This is a genomic window from Micromonospora sp. NPDC048830 (assembly GCF_043198215.1).
Taxonomy (GTDB): Bacteria; Actinomycetota; Actinomycetes; order Mycobacteriales; family Micromonosporaceae; genus Micromonospora.
Map to the genome: position 1 here is coordinate 14,396 of NZ_JBICUP010000018.1, position 24,188 is coordinate 38,583.

The following is a 24,188-nucleotide window of genomic DNA, read 5'->3' on the forward strand; positions in this document are numbered from 1 at the left end:
TGGCCGATACACTCCCGGTCAGTAGCCTCCCGGGGAGGAGCCCCAAGATGCGCAAGGTACTCATCGCCAACCGCGGCGAGATCGCCGTCCGCGTCATTCGCGCCTGCCGCGACGCCGGGCTGGGCAGCGTCGCCGTCTACGCCGACTCCGACCGGGACGCCCTGCACGCCACCCTCGCCGACGAGGCGTACGCCCTGGGCGGCGACACCGCCGCGGACAGCTACCTGCGCGTCGACAAGCTCATCGAGATCGCGGCCAAGGCTGACGCCGACGCGGTCCACCCCGGCTACGGCTTCCTCTCCGAAAACGCCGACTTCGCCCAGGCCGTCATCGACGCCGGGCTGACCTGGATCGGCCCCACCCCGCAGGCGATCCGCGACCTCGGCGACAAGGTCACCGCCCGGCACATCGCCCAGCGCGCCGGCGCCCCCCTGGTCCCGGGCACCCCGGACCCGGTGGCCAGCCCGGACGAGGTGATCGCCTTCGCCGTCGACCACGGCCTTCCGGTGGCCATCAAGGCGGCCTTCGGCGGTGGCGGGCGCGGGCTCAAGGTGGCCCGCACGATGGAGGAGATCCCGCAACTGTTCGAGTCGGCCACCCGCGAGGCGGTCGCCGCGTTCGGCCGGGGCGAGTGCTTCGTCGAGCGGTACCTGGACAAGCCCCGCCACGTCGAGGCGCAGGTCCTCGCCGACCAGCACGGGAACGTGATCGTGGTCGGCACCCGGGACTGCTCCCTGCAGCGCCGGCACCAGAAGCTGGTGGAGGAGGCCCCCGCGCCGTTCCTCACCGATGCCCAGCGCGCCCAGATCCACGACTCCGCCAAGGCGATCTGCCGGGAGGCCGGCTACCACGGCGCCGGCACGGTGGAGTACCTGGTCGGCGCGGACGGCACCATCTCCTTCCTGGAGGTCAACACCCGGCTCCAGGTCGAGCACCCGGTCACGGAGGAGACCGCCGGCATCGACCTCGTCCGGGAGCAGTTTCGCATCGCCGACGGCGAGAAGCTGCGCCTGACGGAGGACCCGATTCCGCGCGGGCACTCCATCGAGTTCCGGATCAACGGCGAGGACCCGGGCCGCAGCTTCCTGCCCGCCCCCGGCACCGTCGCCGCGCTGCGGTTGCCCACCGGCCCCGGCGTCCGGGTGGACGCGGGCATCTCGGCGGGCGACGTGATCGGCGGCAACTTCGACTCGCTGCTGGCCAAGGTGATCATCACGGGCGAGACCCGTACGGAGGCGCTGGAGCGGGCCCGCCGGGCGCTGGACGAGATGGTCGTCGAGGGCATGGCCACCGCGCTGCCGTTCCACCGCCTCGTCGTCCGCGACGAGGCGTTCACCGCCGAGCCGTTCGCCGTGCACACCCGGTGGATCGAGACCGAGTTCGACAACACCGTGCCGCCGTTCACCGCCGCCGGTGGCGCGGCCGGGGCGCCGGCCGAGCGCGAGACCGTCGTGGTCGAGGTGGGCGGCAAGCGGCTGGAGGTCACCCTGCCCGCCGGCCTCGGCGCGGGTACGGCGGCCGCGGCGCCCGCCGGGAAGAAGCCGGCCCGCCGGGGCGGTGGGGCCAGGGCCGGCGCGGCGGTCAGCGGCGACACGCTCGCCTCCCCCATGCAGGGCACGATCGTGAAGATCGCCGTCGCCGACGGGGACACGGTCGCCGAGGGCGACCTGGTGGTCGTGCTGGAGGCGATGAAGATGGAGCAGCCGCTGCACGCCCACAAGGCCGGTACGGTCAGCGGCCTGTCCGCCGAGGTCGGCGCGGTGATCTCCGCCGGCGCCGCGATCTGCACCATCGCCTGAGGTCTGCGGGCCCCTCCGCTTGGGAGGGGCCCTTCCCATGCCTGGACGGGCTCAGCGACGGGCTCAGCGACGGGCTCAGCGACGGGCTCAGCGACGGGCTCAGCGGAGCGCTTCGGCCGCCGCCGCGTGGACGGCGTCGGTCAGCGCCCCCAGCACCACCGAGTCCAGCCGCCAGTGCTGCCAGTACAGGGGGACGTCGACGGTCCGGTCGGGATCGAGGTCCACGCACGCCCCGCAGCCCAGGTCGGCGGCGGCGAGTTGTTCGGGTACGAGACCCCAGCCCAGCCCGAGCCGGATCGCCTCGCTGAACGCCGGCACGGACGGCACGTAGTGCACGGGTGGGGCGAGTTCCCGCCCGGTCACCGATCGCAGGAACCGGTGCTGCACCCGGTCCTTGCGGTCGAAGACGAGCATCGGCGCCTCGGCGAGCGCGGACGCGGTGAGTCCGTCGGGGAACCAGCGGTCGACCAGCGCGGGGGTGGCCAGCGCCCGGTAGCGCATGGCGCCCAGCGGGCGTACGCGGCAGCCCTGCACCGGCTCCCGCTGGGCGGTCACCGCCGCCATCACCGAGCCGTCCCGGAGCAGTTCGGCCGTGTGGTCCTGGTCGTCCTGGCGGATGTCGAAGGACAGTGCCAACTCCCCCGGCAGCCGGGCCAGCGCGCCGAGGAACCAGGTGGCGAGCGAGTCGGCGTTGACCACCACGGGCACCCGGGCCCGGGTGCGCGCGCTGCCCAGCGGGCTGCGCGCGTCGGCCAGCGCCTCGCGCTCCAGCAGGGCGAGCTGACCGGCGAGCCGGAGCAGGGGGCGGCCCGCCTCGGTCACCCGGCACGGCCGGGAGCGGCGGACGAGGACCTGCCCGACGGTCTCCTCCAGCGCCTTGATCCGCTGGCTGACCGCCGACTGGGTGACGTGCAGCAGCCGGGCGGCGGCCTCGAAGCTGCCCTCGCCGGCGACGGCGGCGAGCGTACGGAGCTGGGTGGAGTCGAGCCCTTCCATCAGCTCAGCTTATGAAACGTCAGAAAGTTCAGTTGGACGGGGCTTACCGTCCGGCCGTAGCGTCGCCGTCGTGCCGTACCCCGACCTGATCACCTCGGCGGCAGCCGGGTTCTCCGTCTCCCTCGCCCTGATCGTCGCGATCGGGGCGCAGAACGCGTTCGTGCTGCGCCAGGGCCTGCGGCGGGAGCACGTCGCGCCGGTCGTCGTCGCCTGCGCCGCCTCGGACGCGCTGCTGATCGCGGCCGGTGTGGCCGGGGTCGGCTCGGTCGTCGCGGGCCGGCCGGCGCTGCTGGCCGCCGTCCGGTTCGGCGGGGCGGCGTTCCTGCTCTGCTACGCGGTGCTCGCGGCGCGCCGCGCGCTGCGCCCCGACGCGCTCGTGCCGACCGACCGCCCGGCGGCCTCGCTGCGGGCGACCGTCCTGGCCTGTCTCGCGTTCACCTACCTCAACCCGCACGTCTACCTGGACACCGTGCTCCTGGTCGGCGGGATCGCCCAGCAGCACGAGCACCGGTGGGTGTTCGGGGCGGGCGCCGCGGCGGCCAGCGTCGTCTGGTTCACCGCGCTCGGCGCCGGGGCGCACCGGCTCGCGCCGCTGCTCGCCCGTACCGCCGCCTGGCGGGTGCTCGACGGCGCGGTCGCCGTCGTCATGGCCGGGGTGGCGGTGGCGCTGCTCGTGGGGTGAGCCCGCGGCGGCGGCGTTTTCCGCGGCCATCGGTCGGCGGGGACGCGGGGCAGCAGGAATGATGGCCCGGTGCGCTTCCTTCACGGCGCGGCTCCCGCGCACGACCTGACCTACAACGACGTCTTCATGGCCCCGGCCCGCTCGGAGGTCGGCTCCCGGCTGGACGTCGACCTGGCCACCGCCGACGGCACCGGCACCACGATCCCGCTGGTGGTCGCGAACATGACGGCGGTGTCCGGCCGGCGGATGGCCGAGACCGTGGCGCGGCGCGGCGCCATCGCGGTGATCCCGCAGGACATCCCGATCGAGGTGGTGGCCGACGTCGTCGCCTGGGTGAAGCGGCGGCACCTGGTGCACGACACCGCGATCACGCTCGGCCCGACCGACACCGTCGGGGACTCGATCCACCTGCTGCCCAAGCGCGCGCACGGCGCGGTGGTCGTGGTGGACGACGGTGGCCGGCCGCTCGGGGTGGTCACCGAGGCGGACACCGTCGGGGTGGACCGGTTCGCCCAGCTCCGGCACGTCATGTCGACCGAGCTGCACACGGTGCCGGCGGAGGCGGACCCGCGTACCGGGTTCGACCGGCTCTCGGCGGGCCGGCGGCGGCTCGCGCCGGTGGTCGACGGCGAGGGCCGCCTGGTCGGGGTGCTGACCCGGCAGGGCGCGCTGCGCGCGACCCTCTACAAGCCGGCGGTGGACGGCCGCGGCCGGCTGCGGATCGCGGCGGCGGTCGGCATCAACGGCGACGTCACCGGCAAGGCCGCGGCGCTGCTGGAGGCGGGGGTGGACACGCTGGTGGTGGACACCGCGCACGGCCACCAGGAGCGGATGATCTCCGCGCTGCGGGCGGTCCGCCGGCTCGACCCGGGGGTCCCGGTCGCGGCAGGCAACGTGGTCACCGCCGAGGGGGTACGCGACCTGGTCGAGGCGGGCGCCGACATCGTGAAGGTGGGCGTCGGGCCGGGTGCCATGTGCACGACGCGGATGATGACCGGCGTGGGCCGCCCGCAGTTCTCGGCCGTGCTGGACTGCGCGGCGGCGGCCCGCGAGTTGGGCCGGCACGTCTGGGCCGACGGCGGGGTGCGGCACCCCCGGGACGTCGCCCTGGCCCTCGCGGCCGGCGCGTCGAACGTGATGATCGGATCCTGGTTCGCCGGCACGTACGAGTCCCCGGGCGACCTGTACACGGAGGCGGACGGCCGGCGGTACAAGGAGAGCTTCGGGATGGCCTCGGCCCGCGCGGTCAGCGCCCGGACCGCCGACGACAGCCCCTTCGAGCGGGCCCGCAAGGCGGTCTTCGAGGAGGGCATCTCCTCCGCCCGGATGTACCTGGACCCGAGCCGGCCCGGCGTGGAGGACCTGATCGACGAGATCATCGCCGGGGTGCGCAGCGCGTTCACGTACGCCGGCGCGCGCGACCTGGCGGAGTTCCACGAGCGGGCGGTCGTCGGGGTGCAGAGCGCCGCCGGCTACACCGAGGGGATGCCGCTGCCGACGAGTTGGTGAGCACTGGGTGACGAAACGCGCCGCGGGCAGTGACTTGACCGCGGCGCGTACGTTGCGCAGGGCGGGGATTCACGGGCGGCCCGGGGAAATTCGTTTGGCCCCTTACTTTCAGGGAGCTAACGTGGAGCGCGTGAATCTGGTCTGCCTGGACGACGTGCCGCTCGGTCGCCTGCTGGCCATCGCCGGCCATGTGGTGGGCCAGCGGTGGAACCGCTACCTCGCGGAGGAACACGGCCTCACCCAGGCCGGCATGGCCACCCTGATGACCCTCGCCCGGTTCGGCGAGCTGCCGCACCGGGCGGTCGCCGAGCTCTGCTTCGTCCGCCCGGCGACCCTGACGGGCATCGTCGACACCCTCGAGCGCGACGGCCTCGTCGAGCGCCGGCGCGACGAGGCGGACCGGCGCAGCGTACGCCTGGCCCTGACCCCCGCCGGCCGGGAGCGGGTCGCGGCGGTCACCACGATCATCCATTCCGGCAGGCCGCTCACCTCGGTCGACGCCGACCCGGCGAAGGCGGCCGTGATCCGGGAGTTCCTGCTCGAAATCATCAGCCTGGGAGAGGAGCCGTACGTGACGATGCCCGAGGCGAGACCGGAGGGGCCACCGTGCTGATCCGGCTGCTCCGCGCCTTCCTGCGCCCGTACCGCCGGGCCCTCACGGCGGTGGTGGTGTTCCAGTTCGTCGGCACGATGGCCTCGCTGTACCTGCCGAGCCTCAACGCCGACATCATCGACCAGGGCGTGACCCGCGGCGACACCGGCTACATCCTGCGGACCGGCGGCTGGATGCTGCTGGTCAGCCTCGTGCAGATCGCCTGCTCGATCGCGGCGGTCTACCTCGGCGCGCGGACGGCGATGGGGTTCGGCCGGGACGTCCGGGCCGCGGTCTTCGGGCACGTCAACCGCTTCTCCGCCCGCGAGGTGTCCCGCTTCGGCGCGCCCTCGCTGATCACCCGCAACACGAACGACGTGCAGCAGGTGCAGATGCTCGTGCTGATGAGCTGCACCATGCTCGTCGCCGCGCCGATCATGAGCGTCGGCGGCGTGGTGATGGCGCTGCGCGAGGACGTCGGGCTGTCCTGGCTGATGCTGGTCTGCGTACCGGTGCTGGCGATCGGGCTGGGGCTGATCATCCGCCGGATGGTGCCCGGGTTCCGGCTGATGCAGACCCGCATCGACACGGTCAACCGGGTGCTGCGCGAGCAGATCACCGGCATCCGGGTGGTCCGGGCGTTCGTCCGGGAGCCGTACGAGACGGAGCGCTTCGGTCGCGCGAACGCCGACCTCACCGCGACCGCCCTGCGCACCGGCCGGCTGATGGCCCTGATCTTCCCGGTGGTGATGCTGGTCCTCAACGTCTCCAGCGTCGCCGTGCTGTGGTTCGGCGCGGAACGGGTCGACGCCGGCCAGATCGAGGTCGGCGCGCTCACCGCCTTCCTGCAGTACCTGATGCAGATCCTGATGGCGGTCATGATGGCCACCTTCATGCTGATGATGGTGCCGCGCGCCGCGGTCTGCGCCGAGCGGATCGTCGAGGTGCTGGACACGGAGTCGTCGGTGGTGCCGGCGGCGCGCCCGGTGACCGAGGTGGCCGCGCGGGGCGAACTGGAGCTGCGCGACGTGCGGTTCCAGTACCCGGGGGCGAGCGCGCCGGTGCTGCACGACATCTCGTTCCGGGCCACGGCCGGGCGCACCACGGCGATCATCGGCAGCACCGGCGCCGGCAAGACCACACTGCTGTCGCTGATCCCCCGGCTGGTGGACACCACCTCGGGCACCGTGCTGGTCGACGGGGTGGACGTCCGTGACCTGGCCCCGGACGAGCTGTGGCGGCGGATCGGGCTGGTGCCGCAGCGGCCGTACCTGTTCAGCGGCACGGTCGCCAGCAACCTGCGCTACGGCAACCCGGACGCCACGGACGAGGAGCTCTGGGCGGCCCTGGAGATCGCCCAGGCCCGCGACTTCGTCGCCGCGATGCCCGGCGGGCTGGACGCCCCGATCGCGCAGGGCGGCACGAACGTCTCCGGCGGGCAGCGGCAGCGCCTGGCGATCGCCCGGGCCCTGGTCCGCCGGCCGGAGATCTACCTCTTCGACGACTCGTTCTCGGCGCTCGACCTCGGCACCGACGCCCGGCTCCGGGCGGCGCTGCGGCCGGTCACCGCGGACGCGGCGGTGGTGATCGTGGCCCAGCGGGTCTCCACGATCGTCGACGCCGACCAGATCATCGTGCTCGAGGACGGGGGCATCGTCGGGATGGGCCGACACGCCGAACTACTGGAGAGCTGCCCGACGTACGCGGAGATCGTCGCCTCGCAGCAGACCGCGGAGGTGGCAGCCTGATGACCGCCGTACCTGAGCAGAAGCGCGCCCCGGAGGCGGCGGCGCCGAAGCGACTGCCGCCCGGCGGCCAGCGCGGCGGCCCGCCCTGGATGGGCGCCGGCATGCCGGCGGAGAAGTCGCTGAACTTCGGGCCGTCCGCCCGCCGGCTGCTGGGCCGGCTGCGACCGCACCGGCTCCAGCTCGTCGTCGTCATCGGCCTGGCCGTGGTCAGCGTCGGGCTCAGCGTGTACGGGCCGAAGGTGCTCGGCCACGCCACCGACCTCATCTTCAGCGGGGTGATCGGCCGGCAGCTGCCCGCCGGGACCACCGTCGAGCAGGCCGTCGCGGCGGCCCGGGCGAACGGCAACGACAACTTCGCCGACATGCTCGCCCGGATGGACGTGGTGCCCGGGGTCGGCATCGACTTCGCCGCGCTGGGGCGGGTGCTGCTGCTCGCGCTCGGGCTCTACCTGGCCGCGAGCCTGCTGATGTGGTGGCAGGGCTGGCTGCTCAACGGCATCGTGCAGCGCACGGTGCTGCGGCTGCGCGCCGACGTGGAGGACAAGCTCAACCGGCTGCCGTTGCCGTACTTCGACCGGCAGCCCCGCGGCGAGCTGCTCAGCCGGGTCACCAACGACATCGACAACATCGCGCAGAGCCTCCAGCAGACGCTGAGCCAGCTGCTCACGTCGCTGCTCACCGTGGTCGGCGTACTCGCCATGATGTTCTGGATCTCGCCGCTGCTGGCGCTGGTCGCCCTGGTCGCGGTGCCGCTGTCGGTGATCGTGACCGGGCAGATCGCGAAGCGGTCGCAGCGGAAGTTCATCGCCCAGTGGGCGCACACCGGCGAGCTGAACGGCCAGATCGAGGAGGCGTTCACCGGCCATGAGCTGGTCAAGGTCTTCGGCCGGCAGCGCGAGGTCGAGGCAGCCTTCCACGCCAAGAACGAGGAGCTGTTCCGGGCCAGCTTCGGCGCCCAGTTCATCTCCGGGATCATCATGCCGGCGATGATGTTCGTCGGGAACCTCAGCTACGTCGCGATCGCCGTGGTCGGCGGCCTGCGGGTGGCGTCCGGGTCGATGAGCCTCGGCGACGTGCAGGCGTTCATCCAGTACTCCCGGCAGTTCACCCAGCCGCTGACCCAGGTGGCCTCGATGGCGAACCTGCTCCAGTCCGGGGTGGCCTCCGCCGAGCGGGTGTTCGCGGTGCTCGACGCCGACGAGCAGAGCCCGGACCCGGCCGTGCCCGCGCGGGTGACCGACCCGCACGGCCGGGTCGAGTTCGAGCACGTCTCCTTCCGGTACGAGCCGGACAAGCCGCTGATCGAGGATCTGTCCCTGGTCGCCGAGCCGGGGCACACCGTGGCGATCGTCGGCCCGACCGGCGCGGGCAAGACCACCCTGGTCAACCTGATCATGCGGTTCTACGAGCTGGACGCCGGCCGGATCACCCTCGACGGCGTCGACGTCACCACCCTGGCCCGGGACGACCTGCGCGGCCGGATCGGCATGGTGCTCCAGGACACCTGGCTGTTCGGGGGCACCATCCGGGACAACATCGCGTACGGCCGGCCAGGCGCCACCGAGGAGGAGATCGTCGCCGCCGCCCGGGCCACGTTCGTGGACCGGTTCGTGCGCAGCCTCCCCGACGGCTACGACACGGTGATCGACGAGGAGGGCAGCAACGTCAGCGCCGGCGAGAAGCAGCTCATCACGATCGCCCGGGCGTTCCTGGCCGAGCCGTCGCTGCTCATCCTGGACGAGGCCACCAGCTCGGTGGACACCCGCACGGAGGTGCTGCTCCAGCGGGCGATGGCGGCGCTGCGCTCGGACCGCACCAGCTTCGTCATCGCCCACCGGCTGTCCACCATCCGCGACGCCGACCTGATCCTGATGATGGAGAACGGCCGGATCGTGGAGCAGGGCACCCACGAGCAGCTCCTCGCGGCGAAGGGGGCGTACCACCACCTCTACCAGTCCCAGTTCAGCCAGTCCGCGGTCCCGGAGGCCGGGCCGGACCCGGCCGCCGTCGAGCCCGCGTCCGTGTAGGGCGGGCATGACCGGGGGCCGACCGCCGACGACCCGCCCCGGACCGCGGGGCGGGTCGGGGCCGCGGCGGATCGCGCGGCCGTCGCGCAGCTGGAGGACGACCCATCTGCGGTTTCCGCGCCGTCGACGCCCCGTGCTCCCCGGCCAGCCGGAACCAGGTCACCGCCCGACGGTAGCCGGATGGTCACCTTTCGCGATTGGCTCCCGTGTGGTTGCATCGATGCACTACGGTCCATGGACATGATTCCGCCCCTCGACCCACGACGGGCCTCCTCCCCTCCGGGAGGTTTCCATGCACAGAGGCGGACATGTCGAGCCGCTTCGTCCACGCCGAGGAGTTCTCGACATTCGAAGAACCGCTCTGCCACGTGGGAGCGCCGGGAGGCGGGCCGGTAACGCGGACGCAGCGTATCCGACCTGCTCACCCAGCATGATCGCGGGCCGGAGAGGGGCGGGCGGCCGACACGGGACCTGCCGGCCGCCCGCGGCGGCCCGGTCGTCGGGAACGGGGGGCCCGACGCGCTCGGGGCCGCGCGCCGACAACGGTACGCGCACGCAGGCCGATCCGCCGCCCGCCACCGTCCGGAAGCCGAGGTCACGGGCCGGATGGCGGCCGGTCGTGGGGGCGGACACCTGCCGCGTCGTCACCTTTCGTCGCTTCGTTTCGTTCCATCCTGGTGGCCCCGCCGTGTGCGTAGTCACCACCGGCCAGGGGCGGTCCCGGTGACGCGGGGCACGGCGTCAGGCTCGGTTCACCCGATCAGCCGGACCCGGCGAGGTGACAGTGGTGCCCGAACTTCTCACTGACGTCACGTCGCCGCTGTGGGCGTACCTGGTGCTGCTCGGTCTGCTGGTCGTCGACGCGTTCGTGCCCGTCATCCCCACCCAGGCCCTGATGATCACCGTCGGGGCGCTCACCGTGTACGGCGGGCTGAGCCTGCCGCTGGCGATCGGGGTCGGCGCGCTCGGCGTGTTCGCCGGCGACCTCGCCTGCTACCTGCTGGGCCGCAGCGCGCCGGACCGCCGCCGGTCCCGGCAGGCCGAGCCGAGCCGCGCCCGCCGGGTGGCCTACCGGGTCACCCGGGGCCTGAGCCGCCCCGGCCCGCTGGTCATCCTGCTGTGCCGCTTCGTGCCCGGTGGCCGGATGGCGGCCTGCTTCGCCGCCGGGCGCAGCCGGTACCCGTACCGGCTGTTCCTCGCCTACGAGGCGGTGGCGGCGGGCAGTTGGGCGACGTACGGGGCGCTGGTCGGACACCTGGGCGGGATGGCCCTGACCGAGTCGGCCTGGCGGCTGCTGGTGGTGGCGGCGATCGCGGCGACCGGGTTCGCCGCCGCCGGGTGGGCGATGACCGCGATCGGCGCCCGTAACGCCGGCACGGAGGCCGGGACCGAGGTTCGGGTCGGAGCCGACCAGCCGGCGCACCCCAGCTCCTCCTCGCGTGTCCCCACCGACGGCGGGTGAGCTGTCCGTACGCCCGGAACATCCACCTCGACGTCGCCCGGCAGCGGCACAGCCGGTAGGGGAGGTCCCGGGGTCGGGGGTGGGTGGCCGTCCCGGATCCGTTTCGGGTGGCCCAGGCGACAGGCTGGGGCATGCCCGAGAACCGGACGTGCGGACTGTTGGCCCTCGGCGGGATCGCCCTGGCGGCGGCGCTCGCCGTGCTCGGCCACCTCGAGGTGAACGACGATCTGAACCCGTGGTCGCTGACCGTCAGCGACTTCGCCGTCTCCGACCGGGGCGGCGTCATCGACGTGGCCATGGCGGTGCTCGCCGCCGCTACGGCGCTGCTGATCCGGGCCCTCTGGCGTACCGGACCGGGGCCCGACGCCGGCGGGTCGCGGCCCGGCGGCAACGGTCCGGGGCCGGCCGGCGGCGGACCGTCCGGGCGGGCCGGGCGGCGGCGCGTCGCCGGGATGTTCCTGGCCGCCTGGACCGCCGGCCTGGTCACCGCCGCCGTGGTGCCCACCAACGAGCCCGGCCTGCCGATGGACACCGCGGCCTACCTGCACCGGTACGCCTCGGTGGTCGCCTTCCTCGCGTTGCCGGCCGCCGGCTGGCTGCTCGCCGGACTGCTGGGCGGCGGTGCCGGCGGCTGGGTGCGCGGACTCGCCCTGGCCAGCCTGCTGCTGGCCGGGGCGATGGTCTGGTCCGCCTATCCCGGCGAGCGCATGCTCATCGGGCTCGCCGAACGCCTGCTCATCCTCGCGGAGGTCGCCCTGCTCGGGGTGCTGGCGGCGAGCCTGGCCCGCCGACCGGCGCGGGAGATCACTCCAGTTCGTGGAGCATGAGCTGGCGGGCGGCCTCCGTGATCGAGCCGGACAGGCTCGGGTAGATGGTGATGGTCTGCGCCAACTCGTTGACCGTGAGGTTGTTCTCCACGGCCATCGTGATGGGCAGGATCAGCTCGCTGGCCTTCGGGGCCACCACCACGCCGCCGACCACCTGGCCGCTCGCCGGCCGGCAGAAGAGCTTGACGAACCCGTCGGCGAGGTCGTCCATCTTCGCCCGGGCGTTCCCCGACAGCGGCAGCATCACCTGCCGGGCGGGCACCTTGCCGGCGTCCACCTCGTTCTGGGAGACCCCGACCGTGGCCAGCTCCGGGTCGGTGAAGACGTTCGCCGCGACCGTACGCAGCCGCAGCGGCCGGACGGCCTCGCCGAGCGCGTGCCACATGGCGATCCGCCCCTGCATGGCGGCGACGCTGGCCAGCGGCAGCACGCCCGTGCAGTCGCCGGCGGCGTAGATGCCGGGCACGTTTGTCCGGGACACCCGGTCCACGCTGACGTAGCCGCCCCGGGCCAGCTCGACGCCGTACTCGGCCAGGCCCAGGCCGGCGGTGTTGGGGATCGAGCCGACGGCGATCAGCGCGTGCGAGCCGTACACCCTGCGGCCGTCGGACAGCTCGACCTCGACGCCGGTGGGCGAGCGGCGGACCGCCTCCGCGCGGGAGTTGTTGAGGATGCTCATCCCCCGGGAGCGGAAGACCCGCTCGATGGCCATGGCCGCGTCGGCGTCCTCGTGCGGCATCACCCGGTCCCGGCTGGAGACCAGGGTGACCTCGACTCCCATGGCCAGGTACGCGCTGGCGAACTCGGCGCCGGTGACCCCGGAGCCGACCACGACGAGATGCTCGGGCAGCTCGGGCAGGTCGTACACCTGGCGCCAGGTCAGGATGCGCTCCCCGTCGGGTACGGCGGTGGGGAGCTGACGCGGGGTGGCGCCGGTGGCGACCAGCACGGTGGACGCGTCGATCGGGTACTCCGCGCCCTCGGCCGGCGTGACGATCACGCGGTGGGTGTGGCCGAGCGTGTCCTCGCCCATCCGGGCGGTGCCGGGGACGAACGTGACGCCAGCCTTCACCAGCTTGGCGTGGATGTCGGCGGACTGGGCCAGCGCGAGCCGCTTCACCCGTTCGTGCACCGCCCGGGCGTCGACGGTGACCGCCTCCAGCCCGTCGGAGTGCACCCCGAACTCCTCGGTGTCCCGGTACCCGGTGACCACCTCCGAGCTGGCGATGAAGGTCTTGGACGGGACGCAGTCGGAGAGCACGCAGGCGCCCCCCGCGCCGTCCGCCTCCACCACGGTGACATCAGCGTCCAGCTGGGCGGCGACCAGGGCCGCCTCGTACCCGGCCGGCCCCCCGCCGATGATCACGATCTGGCTCACAGCGCCCGCCCCTCGCCCATGTTCACAGTGACTTTCTTCTCCCGAACGCGTCCGACACGCACCGTCGTATTCTCCCCCACCCGTCCGCCGGGCTATCGTCATCGCCGTGCGTCATTACGCCGCCTACGGCTCAAACCTGGACCCTGCCCGGATGCGCGCCTACTGTCCGCATTCGCCGATGGTGGGCATCGGCTGGCTGGAAGGCTGGCGCCTCACCTTCGCGGGCGAGGGCACGATGGGCTGGGAGGGCGCGGTCAGCACCGTCGTCGAGTCCCCGGGGGACCGGGTGTTCGTCGCGCTGTACGACATCCACCCGTACGACGCCGCCCAGCTCGACGAGATCGAGGGGGTGACCGCCGGGACGTACCGCAAGCTGCACGTCCGGGTCTCCACCCTCGACGGGGACGTGACCGCCTGGGTCTACGTCTTCGACGGCTACGAGGGCGGTCTGCCGACGTCGTGGTACCTGTCGGAGATCGCGACCGCGGCCGAGAAGGCGGGCGCGCCCGCCGACTACGTCAACGAGCTGCGGTCCCGGCCCACCGGCACCGCGTCGGCGTAGCGCGTCTCCCGCGCCCTGTCGGCGTAGCGCGTCTTCCACGCCCCAGTCTGCGCCGTCGGCGCGGCAGGCGGGCTGGCACCCCCCGCACCGGGTCGCCTGTCACACACCCGTGGCGGCGACCGTCCGCTCGTACATGTCGGTCCAGCGCACCTCGCTCAGCCCCACGGACCGGTAGAGGGTGACCGGGGCGGTCGGGTTGGCCAGGTCGACGCCGAGGCCGGCGGCGGCGCGGCCCTTCGCGGCGTACGTGGCGAACGCCCGGCGCAGCAGCGCGGCGCCCACCCCCCGCCGCCGGTACGCCGGCAGCACCGAGAGCGTGCGTACCCAGCCCGAGTCCTGCTCCAGCGCCTGGTCGGAGGACTGGAGGACGCCCGCCGGCTCCCCGTCGACCTCGGCGACGAACCACTCGTCCCAGACCTTGCCGGACGACGGGATCAGGTCCCGCCACGCCTCGAAGCCGAGCGGCTCGTAGTCCGGGGTGTCCCGGAACGCGGTGTCGAAGATCCGGTGGAACAGCCGCAGGTCGGCCTCGTCGTCGGCGCGCAGCGGCCGGACAGTCACCCCGGGCGGGGGCGCCGGCTCGGCGGGCAGGTCCGCGAGGGAGCGGCTCATCCGCACGTACCGCTTGACCCGGGCGAAGCCGGCCTCGGCCAGTTCGGCCGCCCAGCGGGTCTCCGGGGCGTAGACCCCGCAGCGGACGGTCAGCGCCGGCAGGCCGCGCTCGGCCGCCCGCTCGGCGACCCGGTCGAGCTGCCGGGCCAGCAGCGGGGCGCGCAGGTCCGCCCCGCGGTCGGGGTCGACGAGGACGTCGACGAACTCCCGGCCGGTCCCGCTCGGGTTGTCCACGAGGGCCCAGGCGACAGCGACGCCGTCCGGGTCGGTGACCAGCCAGGAGTCCCGGGCCGGGTCGAAGAAGGGTGCGGTCAGCACGGCCTTCACGTCTTCGGCGTCGAAGTCGGGGTGGCCGATCGCGAAGGTGTCGGCGACGTGCACGACGGCCAGGATCGCCGGCACGTCGTCGAGGGTGGGGCGGCGGGCGGTCCAGCCGGCGGGGAGAGTCACGGGGCGATCCTGGCAGCCGACCGTGGTCCGCGCCGCTGATTTTCCGCCCGCGTCGCGCCGCGTCGCTTGCGGCGGCGGCCCGCGGCGGCGCTCGCGTCCGGCGGCGGTACTCGGCGACGGCCCGCGTCCGGCGGCGGTACTCGGCGACGGCCCGCGTCCGGCGGCGGTACTCGGCGACGGCCCGCGTCCGGCGGCGGCGCTCGACGGCAACCGGCGGTGAGCGGGGTGTCCCGCCATACCGCAGGCGTCAGGAAGGGACTCTTGCCTGCACCTCGGCGCGGACGGCGGCGAGCAGCTCCAGCAGCTCCGCGCCCTCACCGGGGGTGAGGGCGCGGAACGCGACCGAGGCCAGCCGGGCGGTCACCGCCTCCGCCCAGAGCCGGCGACGCACCAGCGGGGCGACCCGCGGGTACGGCGGCGGCCAGCCGCACGCCAGCGCGCCCGCCTCGCCCTCCGGCCCGGCCAGCACCGCCTCCAGCGGCGTCATCCCGCCGGCCCGCACCGCCAGCAGGTACGCCCCGGCGAAGTGCTCGCGCAGCAGCAGCAGGCCGACGGCGGCGCGGGCGCCCGGGGAGTCGTCGGGCACCGGCATGGCCCGCCAGGCGGCGAAGAGCGGCATCGCGCTGTCGTCCGCCGCGTCGACCACCCGGTGCAGCAGCCCGGCCAGCCGGGCCACCCCCGGGAGCTCGGCCAGGTGCTGGACGCCCCACCGGCAGCACTCGGCGAGGTTCGCCGTCGCCACCTCGGCCGGGCGTACCACCCGGGTCGCGGCGTCCCAGCCGTCGGCGACCGCGTCGGGCGCGACGAAGCCGAGGGCGGCGGCCACCGTGGGCGCCCGGACGTCGCCGAGCGCGCCCGCCCGGCCGGTGATGTAGAAGGCCCACCCCGAGATGCCGAGCAGGCGGGCCCGGCGCAGGGTGCCCGGGCAGCGGCTGAACGCCTTCCCGAGTTCCAGCACGTACGGCTTGCTCGCGGCGGCGAGCTGCTCCGGCGTCATCGTCAGTCAGTCTGCACCGCCGTCGCCGCCGACGGCAGCCCCCTCTTCGGCGTCGAGCGCCTCGATGGCCCCCTCGACCTCGCCGGCGCGGCGCCTGGCGGTGGTGACCGCCCGCTCCGCCGAGCGCCGGGCCAGCTTCCGCCGGCTCAGCTCCTGCTCGGCCTCGGCCCGGCGGCGCTCCAGCTCGGCCAGGGAGCGCTCGATGTCGGCCAGTTCCTCCGCGCCGTCGCGCTCGGCGCCCGCGGCGGTGGCCAGCTCCGCCTCGGACCGCTCCTGCTCGGTACGCGCCTTCGTCAGCTCCCGTTCCAGCGCCCGGCGCTGCCGCGCCCGCTCGGCCCGGGCCGCCCGTTCCGCCGCCCGCTCGTCGCGTTCCCGCCGCGCCCGGTCCCGTTCGGCGGCGCGGTCCCGTTCGGCGGCGCGGTCCCGCGCGGCGGTCGGCTTCCGTTCGGCGGCGGGCTCCCGTTCGGCGGCGGGCTCCCGTTCGGTGGGGCGGCCGCCCCGCCGGGGGGCCGGTGCGGGCTCCTCGCCCCCGGTGACCAGGCGCAGCTGGGGACGGGGCACCTCACCAAAGCCGGCGTAGCTGGCGGCCCGCAGCAGCCGGCCGGACCGCACCTGCCCGGCCACCTCGGCGTCGGCCAGCGCGGCGTTGAGGGTGGCCTCCACCTCGGCCAGCGGCAGCTTCCCGGCCGGCGGGCCGCCGTCGGCCTCGGCGGCCAGGTGACGCACCTCGGCGACGAGCGCGGCGACCACCGCACGCCGCTGGGCGGACAGCTCCCGCAGCCGGGGGCCCCGCAGGTCGCGCTGGGCCGCGCGCAGCGCCTCGGCGAGCTGGGCCAGGTCGGCGACCAGCTCGGGGCGGCGGATGGCGAGCAGGTTGACCAGCCACGCCGCCACGGTCGGCCGGCGCAGCCCGGCGATCTCCCGGGCGGCGGCCGGATCGCCGGCCCGGCGGGCCTCGGCGACGGCGGCGTCCCGGGTGGCGACGAACCGGTCCGGCGGCTCCGCGTACAGGCGCCGGACCAGGTCCTGAGGGGGTGGCACCTCGGTCAGACGACGAACCGGCTGCCCGGCTCGAGGCGCTGGTACTCCGTCTTGGACAGGGCGGCGTACTGGCGGTTGTAGACGGCGAAGCCGTTGTCGTTGAGCAGCGCGTCGTGCAGGGCGTACGCGCGGCGCGGGGCGACGGCCCGGATGAAGTCGAGCACCTCGGAGAACTTGCACCAGGGGGCGTGGATGGGCGCGAAGAGGGTGTCCACCGGCGTGTCCTCGGGCACCACGAGGGAGTCGCCCGGGTGGTAGACGGCATCGTTGATCAGGTAGCCGATGTTGTCGATCACCGGGATGTCGGGGTGGATGACGGCGTGCCGCCCGCCGTACGCGCGCACCGGTACGCCGGCGGCGGTGAACGACTGGCCGGGGGTGACCGCATCCAGTGCCTCGGCCGCGTCGCCGAGGACGCCGGCCAGCGACGCCGGGCCGTGGACGCGGAACGGCCGGCGGTCGAGCTGCCGCGTGATCGCCTCGGCGTTCACGTGGTCGGGGTGCTCGTGGGTGATCAGCACCGCGTCCGCCCCGTCCAGCGCCGCCGGGTCGCTGAACACGCCGGGGTCGACGACGAGCACTCCCCCGTCGTGCTCGACGCGGAGGCAGGAGTGGGCGTACTTGGTGACCTGCATCGTGACTCCTGGGTTGTCGAATCGTGACGTCCTCAGCGCAGTCTGCCGGAACCGGCGCGACGGCGCGTCACGTCTGACGTATCGCCCGACGGCCGCCAGGCCCACGGGAAACCCGACGGCCGCCAGGCCCACGGGAAAGACGATCGGAGCAGGGATGGACGGACGGAACAGACGCACGCTGCTGGCCGCGCTGGGGCTGGCGGCCATGCTGGCGATGGGCGGGTGCAGTGGGTTCCGCGGGGACTCGAACGCTGAGGACTCCGCGGCGGTGGCGCCGGCGGGCGGGCCGGGGACCGGCCAGCAGGCGGCGGGCGGCGCGGACGCGAAGGCCGGCGCCGGCGGCGGCTCGCCGGACCTGCGGGTCGACCAGCGGTCGATCATCTACACGGGAACGATGCGGGTCGCCGTGGACGACGTGGACGCCGCCGCCCGCGCGGCCGTCGACCGGGTGACCGGGGTGGGCGGCTTCGTCGGCGGCGACGAGCGGCGCAGCGGGGGCGCCGACGCCCGGGCCCAGCTGACGCTGCGCGTGCCGGCCGACCGCTTCGCCGGCGTGCTGGAGGACCTGGCGAGGCTCGGCCGGCAGGAGCAGCGTTCGGTACGCACCGAGGACGTGACCGAGGAGACGATCGACCTGGACGCCAGGATCGCCACCCAGCGGGCCCGGGTGGAGAGCGGCCGCAAGCTGCTGGCCCGGGCGACCTCGATCGGCGACCTGGTGACGATTGAGGGCGAGGTGGCCCGGCGGGAGGCGGACCTCGCCTCGCTGGAGGCGAAGAAGCGCCGCCTGGCCGACCTCACGGCGCTGTCCACGATCACGCTCACCCTCGTCGGGCCGGAGGCGGGCGGCGCGGACGAGGAGCCCGGCACGGGCTTCCTGGCCGGCCTGCGCGGCGGCTGGAACGCCCTCGTGGCCTCGGTGAACGTCCTGCTGACCGTGCTCGGCGCGATGCTGCCCTTCGCGGTGCCGGTGGCCGTGGTGGTGGCGGTGCTGCTGCGGCTGCGCCGCCGCAGGCGGGCGCCGGCCGCGCAGCCGGCGGCCGGCGTCAGCCCCGGGGCCGTCAGCGAGCCGCCGCCAGTGCCCGCAGCGCGGTCTGCACCATGACCCGGACGCCGGCCGGAATCGCCCGCTCGTCCACGTCGAACGAGGCGCGGTGCAGGTCGACGTTCGGGCCGGACCGGCCGACGCCGAGGCGGGCCAGCGCGCCGGGGACGTACTCCAGGTACCAGGAGAAGTCCTCGCCGCCCATGCTCTGCGGGGTCTCCGCGACGCCGTCGGGGCCGAGCGCGGCGGCGGTGGCGGCGGTCAGCACCTGGATGGCCCTGGCGTCGTTGGTCACCGGCGGCCGGCCGCGCAGGTACTCCAGGTCGACGGTGGCGCCGGTGGGGGCGATGACGTCGCGGACCACCTGAGCGACGATCTTGGGCGCCTGCTCCCAGGTGTCGCGGTCCATCACGCGCAGGGTGCCGGAGGCGCTCGCCTCGGACGGGATGACGTTGTACCGGGTGCCGGCCGCGGCCTGGCCGAACACCAGCAGCAGCCCGCTGTTGGCCGGCACCCGGCGGCCGACCAGGGCGGGCACCTCGGTGACCAGCCGGCCCAGCGCGTCGACCAGGTCGACGGTCAGGTGCGGGCGGGCGGTGTGCCCGCCCGGGCCGGTGAGCCGGACGGTGACGTTGTCGGCGGCGGCGGTGATCGGGCCGACCCGCAGGCCGATCCGGCCGACCGGCTGGTTGGGGTCGCAGTGCAGGGCGAAGATCTGCACCACGTCGTCCAGGCCGCCGGCCTCGATGACCTCCAGCGAGCCGCAGGGCAGGATCTCCTCGGCCGGCTGGAAGATCAGCCGGACCCGGCCGTCCAGCTCGCCGAGGTCGGCGAGCTGGGCCAGCAGCATGCCGACGCCGAGCATGACGGTGGTGTGCACGTCGTGGCCGCAGGCGTGGCACACGCCGTCCTTCGTGGACCGGTACGGCACGTCCTTGACGTCGGTCAGCGGCAGCGCGTCGATGTCGGCGCGGAGCGCGACCACCGGGCCGTCGGGGCGTCCGTCGATGTCACAGATGACGCCGTTGCCCTTGGGCAGCAGCCGCGGGTTCAGACCGGCGAGCGACAGCTCGCGCGCGATCAGGGCGGCGGTCTCGAACTCCTCGCCGGAGAGCTCCGGGTGGGAGTGGATGTGCCGACGGGTGGCGATGAGGCGGGGTAGCCGGAGGTCGAGCAGGTCGTCGAGCCCGAAGGGCAGGGGCTGGGCCCCGGACGGGGCCTCGGACCAGGGGGACGACTCCAGCAGGCCGCTGTTCGGCCGCGTCAACGCACGCGTCACGTCGAATTCTCGATCACTAGAAATGGATGGATCTTCGGGCAGAACAGCAGACAGCCTAGACCTCCGAAGGTGACGCTGCGCACCATCATATTCGTGACGATTGGGACGCGCAGCGTCACGAATGTCCAGGTTCGAGGGCTCCAGAACCTGCGGGACAGCAGGTAGATCGCGGTCGAACGCCGTCATCTGCCCCACCTCCTACAACGCGTAACCGATTCGCGGTCACGAAGTCGCCGTCGACCCGGGGCCGTCGTTCCGAATTGTCGCATTAGTCGCGTCAATTAACGGCCGCTCGGACAACTAACCGACCACCACGAGCGGCCGTACGACTCCCGACAGTGACATGGCGGGGCGCCACGCTCCCGCACACGCTGTCCGTCCCCGGTCACCCGGACGGCTTACCCACCGCCCGGGGACCGCACACGGCGCGGGCGGGAGACCGGTCAGAAACGGTCACTGGGACGGTAGGTGCCCCAGACCTGGCGCAGGGTGCCGCAGACCTCCCCGACCGTGGCCCGGGCGCGCAGGGCCTCCTTCATCGGGTGGAGCACGTTCTGCGTGCCCTCGGCGGCGGCGCGCAGCTCGGCCAGGGCCCGCTCGACCGCGCCCGCGTCGCGCTCCGCGCGCAGCTTGGCCAGCCGCTCGGCCTGGGCCGCCTCGATCGCCGGATCCACCCGCAGCGGCTCGTACGGCTCGTCGGCGTCGACGGCGAACCGGTTGAGCCCGACCACCACCCGCTCCCCGGAGTCGATCTGCTGGGCGATCCGGTACGCCGACTGCTCGATCTCCCGCTTCTGGAAGCCGGCCTCGATCGCGTCCACCGCCGAGCCGTGCTCGAAGACCCGGCCCATCAGCTCGTCGACCGCCGCCTCGATCTCGGCCGTCATCGCCTCCACCACGTACGACCCGGCGAACGGGTCGACGGTGGCGGTCAGGTCCGTCTCGTACGCGAGCACCTGCTGGGTACGCAGCGCGAGCCGGGCGGCCTTCTCCGTCGGCAGCGCGATCGCCTCGTCGAAGCTGTTCGTGTGCAGCGACTGGGTGCCGCCGAACACCGCGGCCAGCCCCTGGATCGCCACCCGGACCAGGTTCACCTCGGGCTGCTGGGCGGTGAGCTGCACGCCCGCCGTCTGGGTGTGGAACCGCAGCATCATCGACTTCGGGTCCTTCGCCCCGAACTCGTCGCGCATCAGCCGGGCCCAGATCCGCCGGGCGGCGCGGAACTTCGCCACCTCCTCCAGCAGGGTCGTGCGGGCCACGAAGAAGAACGACAGCCGGGGCGCGAAGTCGTCCACGGCCAGCCCGGCCGCCAGCGCCGCGCGGACGTACTCGACGCCGTTGGCCAGCGTGAACGCGATCTCCTGCGCGGGGCTCGCGCCCGCCTCGGCCATGTGGTAGCCGGAGATGGAGATGGTGTTCCACTTCGGCACCTCGCCGCGGCAGTACGCGAAGGTGTCCGCCACCAGCCGCAGGGAGGGCTTCGGCGGGAAGATGTACGTCCCCCGCGCGATGTACTCCTTGAGGATGTCGTTCTGGATCGTGCCGTTGAGCGCCGTGCCCGGCACCCCGGACTCCTCGGCGACGAGCTGGTAGAGCAGGAGCAGCACCGACCCCGGCGCGTTGATCGTCATCGAGGTGGAGACCTTGTCCAGCGGGATGCCGTCGAAGAGCACCCGCATGTCCTCGATGGAGTCGATGGCCACCCCGACCTTGCCCACCTCGCCGTGCGCGATCGGGTCGTCGGAGTCGTACCCCATCTGGGTCGGCAGGTCGAAGGCGACGGACAGGCCCATCGTGCCGGCGCGCAGCAGCTGGTGGTAGCGCGCGTTGGACTCGGCGGCCGTGCCGAATCCGGCGTACTGGCGCATGGTCCACGGCCGGGAGGTGTACATGGTGGGGTAGACCCCGCGCGTGTACGGGAACCTCCCCGGGTCGCCGAGCCTGGCGTCCAGGTCCGCGGGCAGGTCGGCCGCCGTGTAGACGCCCTCGATCGGGAAGCCGGACTCGCTTGACCGCCGTTCGCTCATCCCCGGATGGTAGGACGCGTCGAGACATCGACGGGTGAGGGATTCGGCACGCCCCGGGCGCGGCTCGCGGGTGAACGGCCGGGCACGTACTGTCGGGTACGGTAAAGGTCCGCCGCGTCGGGTTTCGCATCGGGCGTCGGAACCAGCAAGATAGAGGGGTTGTGTCCCAGCCCCCTCGACTTCCCCCGGTGGCTTTTCTGTGACTCAGATCCCGACGTGGAGCGGCGGAGCGGCCAGCCCACCCCACGGACGCGCGGCACCCGGAACCACCATCGGTGACCGGTACTCGCTCCGGTCCCCGGTGGGCAACGGCGGCATGGGCACGGTCTGGCGTGCCACCGACACCCTGTTGCGGCGCGACGTGGCGGTCAAGGAGGTCGTCCTCCCGCCCGGGCTCGCCCCCAGCGACCGCGACGCGATGTACGAGCGCACCCTGCGCGAGGCCCGCGCCGCCGCGGCCATCCAGCACCCGGCCGTGGTCCAGGTGTACGACGTGGTCACCGAGGGTGGCCGGCCCTGGATCGTGATGGAGCTGCTGGACGCCCGCAGCCTCGCCGACATGGTGATCGAGGACGGGCCGGTCGCGCCCCGCGCGGTCGCCAAGATCGGCATCGCCCTGCTCGGCGCACTGGAGGTGGCGCACGCGATCGGCGTGCTGCACCGCGACGTGAAGCCGGCCAACGTGCTGATCTGCACCGACGGCCGGTGCGTCCTGACCGACTTCGGCGTGGCCCGGATGCCCACCGACGTGCAGCTCACCACGCCGGGGATGGTGCTCGGCTCGCCGCACTTCATCTCCCCCGAGCGGGCCATGGGCCAGGACTTCGGGCCGCCGAGCGACCTCTTCTCCCTCGGCGTGACGCTGTACACGGCGGTCGAGGGGCGGCCCCCGTTCGACCGGGGCGACCCGATCGAGACCATGCACGCCGTGGTGGAGGACCCGCCGGCCACCCCGCAGCGCAGCGGCCCGCTGACCCGGGTGCTGATGGGCCTGCTGGAGAAGGACCCGGCCCGCCGGCTCGACGTGCACACCGCCCGCGCCATGCTGCGCGAACTGCTGGCCGGCCCGCTGACCAGCACCGCCACGGCGGTCAACTCGGTCACCGACCCGTACGCCGTGGTGCCGGTTCAGCCGCGGCCGGTCGCCGTCCCGCCGCCCCCCGCCGCCGCCGAGCCCAAGCCGACCGGCAAGATCGGCGGCCGGGCGATGCTCGGTCCCGGCGAGTCGCTGACCGACCGGCTGGCCGCGCTGCGCCGGGGCGAGCAGCCGAAGACCACCGCCGCCACCGCCCCCGCCGGGCCCGACGACACCAGCGCCGACGCGCTCGCCGGCCCGCTGAGCACCCCGACCGGGGCGATGCCCGCGCCGGTGGCCCTGCCGGCGTCGGCCGCCCTGCCGAAGCCGCCCGCCCTGCCGAAGCCGCCCGCCGGCCGCACGTACGGCGGCGGGTCGGAGACCACCCAGCGGGTGGACGCCACCGCCGCGCCGGAGGCCACCCAGCGGGTCACGTACGGCTCCCCGGAGGCCACCCAGCGCGTGCACGGCGCCGCGCCCGACGCCACCCAGCGCGTGCCGTACGGCGGCGCGCCAGACGCAACCCAGCGGGTCCCGTACGGCGGCGCGCCCGACGCCACCCAGCGCGTCCCCTTCGGTCCCCGGCCGGACGCCACCCAGCCCGTGCCGGGGTACCCGGGCGCGCCCGAGGCGACCCAGCCGGTCGGCGCGTACGGCGCGGGCCCGTGGGCGGTGCCCGGCACCGGCCAGCCGTGGACGGTCCCGGCCCCCGCGCCCGCCCCGGCCGGGGGCGGCGCGCTCGGCGGGGTACGCCGGGCCGGCGACCAACTCCTCACCACCGTCAAGGGCTGGCCGCGCAAGGCGCAGTTGGCCGCGGCCGGCGGCCTGGCCGTGCTGCTGCTGATCGGCGCGGTCGTCCTGTTCAGCGGCGGCGACCCGGAGACGCCGTCGACCCCGCAGGCCCAGCCGACCGCCCCCGCCGCCGGGCCCGGGGTGGAGATGCAGGAGCACTCGACCAAGGGCATCACGGTGCGGGTCCCCAAGGGGTGGGAGCGCAGGAGCGCCGGCGGCTTCTGGGTCGACTTCGTCGACCCGGACGACAGCGGGCGCAAGGTGCGCATCCTCGCCGAGAAGTGGAGCGGCACGTCGATGAGCTGGGCCGAGACGGCCGCCCGGGGCCTCAGGGGCAACTCCAGCTCCTGCAAGAAGCCGTACAACCAGGTCGCGATGAGCGAGCAGGAGTTGGCCGGGCAGGCGGCGGCCGAGTTCGAGTACACCTGCGGCGAGGGCGACGCCATGCGCCACGGCGTGTGGCGCGGGGTGGTCCACGACGGCAGGGTCTACTCGTTCTACCTCTCCGCCACCCACGCCCGGTTCGCGGAGAGCAAGCCGATCTTCGACGAGATGGTGAAGTCCTTCCAGCTCACCGGGGCCAACTGAGGACATCGAGCCGGCCGGATCAAGGCCGACGGGACGCAGTGATCCGCCGCCGTGCTATCAAGTGG

General features: G+C 74.1%; 19 protein-coding genes. 11 read left to right on the top strand and 8 right to left on the bottom strand.

From position 1 onward, the window contains the following. The first annotated feature begins 47 nt into the window (after positions 1-47). Positions 48-1,799 (top strand): acetyl/propionyl/methylcrotonyl-CoA carboxylase subunit alpha, encoded by a 1,752-nt coding sequence (locus tag ACGFIZ_RS17080; protein WP_393420221.1) that lies wholly within the window; start codon positions 48-50, stop codon positions 1,797-1,799. Between the two features lie 99 nt (positions 1,800-1,898). Here the strand turns inward: ACGFIZ_RS17080 and ACGFIZ_RS17085 are convergent, their stop codons facing one another. Further along, positions 1,899-2,795 carry a LysR family transcriptional regulator ArgP gene (locus ACGFIZ_RS17085; RefSeq protein ID WP_393420223.1) on the bottom strand — a complete coding sequence of 299 codons (897 nt, stop codon included), beginning with the start codon at positions 2,793-2,795 and terminating at the stop codon, positions 1,899-1,901. A gap of 85 nt (positions 2,796-2,880) precedes the next feature. Between ACGFIZ_RS17085 and ACGFIZ_RS17090 the strand changes: the two genes are divergently transcribed. The 7 genes from ACGFIZ_RS17090 (at position 2,881) to ACGFIZ_RS17120 (ending at position 11,642) form a co-directional block, all read left to right on the top strand. Beyond that, a complete protein-coding gene (locus ACGFIZ_RS17090; protein ID WP_393420393.1) occupies positions 2,881-3,477 on the top strand; it encodes a LysE/ArgO family amino acid transporter in 597 nt (198 codons plus the stop codon). A gap of 69 nt (positions 3,478-3,546) precedes the next feature. Continuing rightward, positions 3,547-4,986: a GuaB1 family IMP dehydrogenase-related protein gene (locus tag ACGFIZ_RS17095; RefSeq protein ID WP_393420225.1), complete on the top strand. Its 1,440-nt coding sequence runs from the start codon at positions 3,547-3,549 to the stop codon at positions 4,984-4,986. Positions 4,987-5,107: 121 nt separating this feature from the next. Next, positions 5,108-5,599 (top strand): MarR family winged helix-turn-helix transcriptional regulator, encoded by a 492-nt coding sequence (locus ACGFIZ_RS17100; RefSeq protein WP_393420227.1) that lies wholly within the window; start codon positions 5,108-5,110, stop codon positions 5,597-5,599. After that, a complete protein-coding gene (locus ACGFIZ_RS17105) occupies positions 5,593-7,326 on the top strand; it encodes an ABC transporter ATP-binding protein (RefSeq protein ID WP_393420229.1) in 1,734 nt (577 codons plus the stop codon). Before ACGFIZ_RS17100 ends, ACGFIZ_RS17105 begins: the two co-directional genes overlap by 7 nt. Further along, positions 7,326-9,353, top strand: a complete 2,028-nt coding sequence (locus tag ACGFIZ_RS17110; RefSeq protein WP_393420231.1) for an ABC transporter ATP-binding protein — start codon at positions 7,326-7,328, stop codon at positions 9,351-9,353. Before ACGFIZ_RS17105 ends, ACGFIZ_RS17110 begins: the two co-directional genes overlap by 1 nt. Positions 9,354-10,140: 787 nt before the next feature. Next, positions 10,141-10,815 carry a DedA family protein gene (locus ACGFIZ_RS17115; RefSeq protein WP_393420233.1) on the top strand — a complete coding sequence of 225 codons (675 nt, stop codon included), beginning with the start codon at positions 10,141-10,143 and terminating at the stop codon, positions 10,813-10,815. A gap of 131 nt (positions 10,816-10,946) precedes the next feature. Then, positions 10,947-11,642, top strand: a complete 696-nt coding sequence (locus ACGFIZ_RS17120; RefSeq protein ID WP_393420235.1) for a DUF998 domain-containing protein — start codon at positions 10,947-10,949, stop codon at positions 11,640-11,642. On the opposite strand, the gene ACGFIZ_RS17125 is transcribed toward ACGFIZ_RS17120, so the two are convergent. Further along, entirely contained in the window at positions 11,620-13,020 is a 1,401-nt protein-coding gene (locus ACGFIZ_RS17125; protein ID WP_393420237.1) for an NAD(P)H-quinone dehydrogenase, read from the bottom strand. The genes ACGFIZ_RS17120 and ACGFIZ_RS17125 overlap by 23 nt on opposite strands. Before the next feature lie 106 nt (positions 13,021-13,126). On the opposite strand from ACGFIZ_RS17125, the gene ACGFIZ_RS17130 reads away from it, so the two are divergent. After that, the gene (locus ACGFIZ_RS17130; protein ID WP_393420239.1) at positions 13,127-13,582 is read left to right on the top strand and encodes a gamma-glutamylcyclotransferase; all 456 of its coding nucleotides are present in this window, start codon (positions 13,127-13,129) and stop codon (positions 13,580-13,582) included. Positions 13,583-13,681: 99 nt separating this feature from the next. Here ACGFIZ_RS17130 and ACGFIZ_RS17135 read toward each other — a convergent pair whose 3' ends face one another. The 4 genes from ACGFIZ_RS17135 to ACGFIZ_RS17150 form a co-directional block, all read right to left on the bottom strand. Next, the gene (locus tag ACGFIZ_RS17135) at positions 13,682-14,644 is read right to left on the bottom strand and encodes a GNAT family N-acetyltransferase (protein WP_393420241.1); all 963 of its coding nucleotides are present in this window, start codon (positions 14,642-14,644) and stop codon (positions 13,682-13,684) included. 247 nt (positions 14,645-14,891) lie between these two features. Next, the gene (locus ACGFIZ_RS17140) at positions 14,892-15,641 is read right to left on the bottom strand and encodes a hypothetical protein (RefSeq protein WP_393420243.1); all 750 of its coding nucleotides are present in this window, start codon (positions 15,639-15,641) and stop codon (positions 14,892-14,894) included. 6 nt (positions 15,642-15,647) lie between these two features. Further along, entirely contained in the window at positions 15,648-16,691 is a 1,044-nt protein-coding gene (locus ACGFIZ_RS17145) for a hypothetical protein (protein WP_393420394.1), read from the bottom strand. After that, positions 16,688-17,317, bottom strand: coding sequence for an MBL fold metallo-hydrolase (locus ACGFIZ_RS17150; RefSeq protein WP_393420245.1), 630 nt, complete (start codon positions 17,315-17,317; stop codon positions 16,688-16,690). Before ACGFIZ_RS17150 ends, ACGFIZ_RS17145 begins: the two co-directional genes overlap by 4 nt. 154 nt (positions 17,318-17,471) lie before the next feature. On the opposite strand from ACGFIZ_RS17150, the gene ACGFIZ_RS17155 reads away from it, so the two are divergent. Next, positions 17,472-18,422, top strand: a complete 951-nt coding sequence (locus ACGFIZ_RS17155; RefSeq protein WP_393420247.1) for a DUF4349 domain-containing protein — start codon at positions 17,472-17,474, stop codon at positions 18,420-18,422. Here the strand turns inward: ACGFIZ_RS17155 and ACGFIZ_RS17160 are convergent. Both ACGFIZ_RS17160 and ACGFIZ_RS17165 read right to left on the bottom strand, forming a co-directional pair. Further along, the gene (locus ACGFIZ_RS17160; protein WP_393420249.1) at positions 18,379-19,641 is read right to left on the bottom strand and encodes an amidohydrolase; all 1,263 of its coding nucleotides are present in this window, start codon (positions 19,639-19,641) and stop codon (positions 18,379-18,381) included. The genes ACGFIZ_RS17155 and ACGFIZ_RS17160 overlap by 44 nt on opposite strands. Positions 19,642-20,084: 443 nt before the next feature. Further along, positions 20,085-21,668, bottom strand: a complete 1,584-nt coding sequence (locus ACGFIZ_RS17165) for a methylmalonyl-CoA mutase (protein WP_393420251.1) — start codon at positions 21,666-21,668, stop codon at positions 20,085-20,087. A 199-nt stretch (positions 21,669-21,867) separates the two neighbouring features. Between ACGFIZ_RS17165 and ACGFIZ_RS17170 the strand changes: the two genes are divergently transcribed. Continuing rightward, positions 21,868-24,123 (top strand): protein kinase, encoded by a 2,256-nt coding sequence (locus ACGFIZ_RS17170; protein ID WP_393420253.1) that lies wholly within the window; start codon positions 21,868-21,870, stop codon positions 24,121-24,123. Positions 24,124-24,188: the final 65 nt, after the last annotated feature.

What these genes read in the sequence shown, in the direction of transcription:
- ACGFIZ_RS17080 (WP_393420221.1), top strand. Translation starts at nt 48, where the DNA reads ATGCGCAAGGTACTCATCGCCAACCGCGGCGAGATCGCCGTCCGCGTC.
- ACGFIZ_RS17085 (WP_393420223.1), bottom strand. Translation starts at nt 2,795, where the DNA reads ATGGAAGGGCTCGACTCCACCCAGCTCCGTACGCTCGCCGCCGTCGCC.
- ACGFIZ_RS17110 (WP_393420231.1), top strand. Translation starts at nt 7,326, where the DNA reads ATGACCGCCGTACCTGAGCAGAAGCGCGCCCCGGAGGCGGCGGCGCCG.
- ACGFIZ_RS17120 (WP_393420235.1), top strand. Translation starts at nt 10,947, where the DNA reads ATGCCCGAGAACCGGACGTGCGGACTGTTGGCCCTCGGCGGGATCGCC.
- ACGFIZ_RS17140 (WP_393420243.1), bottom strand. Translation starts at nt 15,641, where the DNA reads ATGACGCCGGAGCAGCTCGCCGCCGCGAGCAAGCCGTACGTGCTGGAA.
- ACGFIZ_RS17150 (WP_393420245.1), bottom strand. Translation starts at nt 17,317, where the DNA reads ATGCAGGTCACCAAGTACGCCCACTCCTGCCTCCGCGTCGAGCACGAC.
- ACGFIZ_RS17155 (WP_393420247.1), top strand. Translation starts at nt 17,472, where the DNA reads ATGGACGGACGGAACAGACGCACGCTGCTGGCCGCGCTGGGGCTGGCG.
- ACGFIZ_RS17165 (WP_393420251.1), bottom strand. Translation starts at nt 21,668, where the DNA reads ATGAGCGAACGGCGGTCAAGCGAGTCCGGCTTCCCGATCGAGGGCGTC.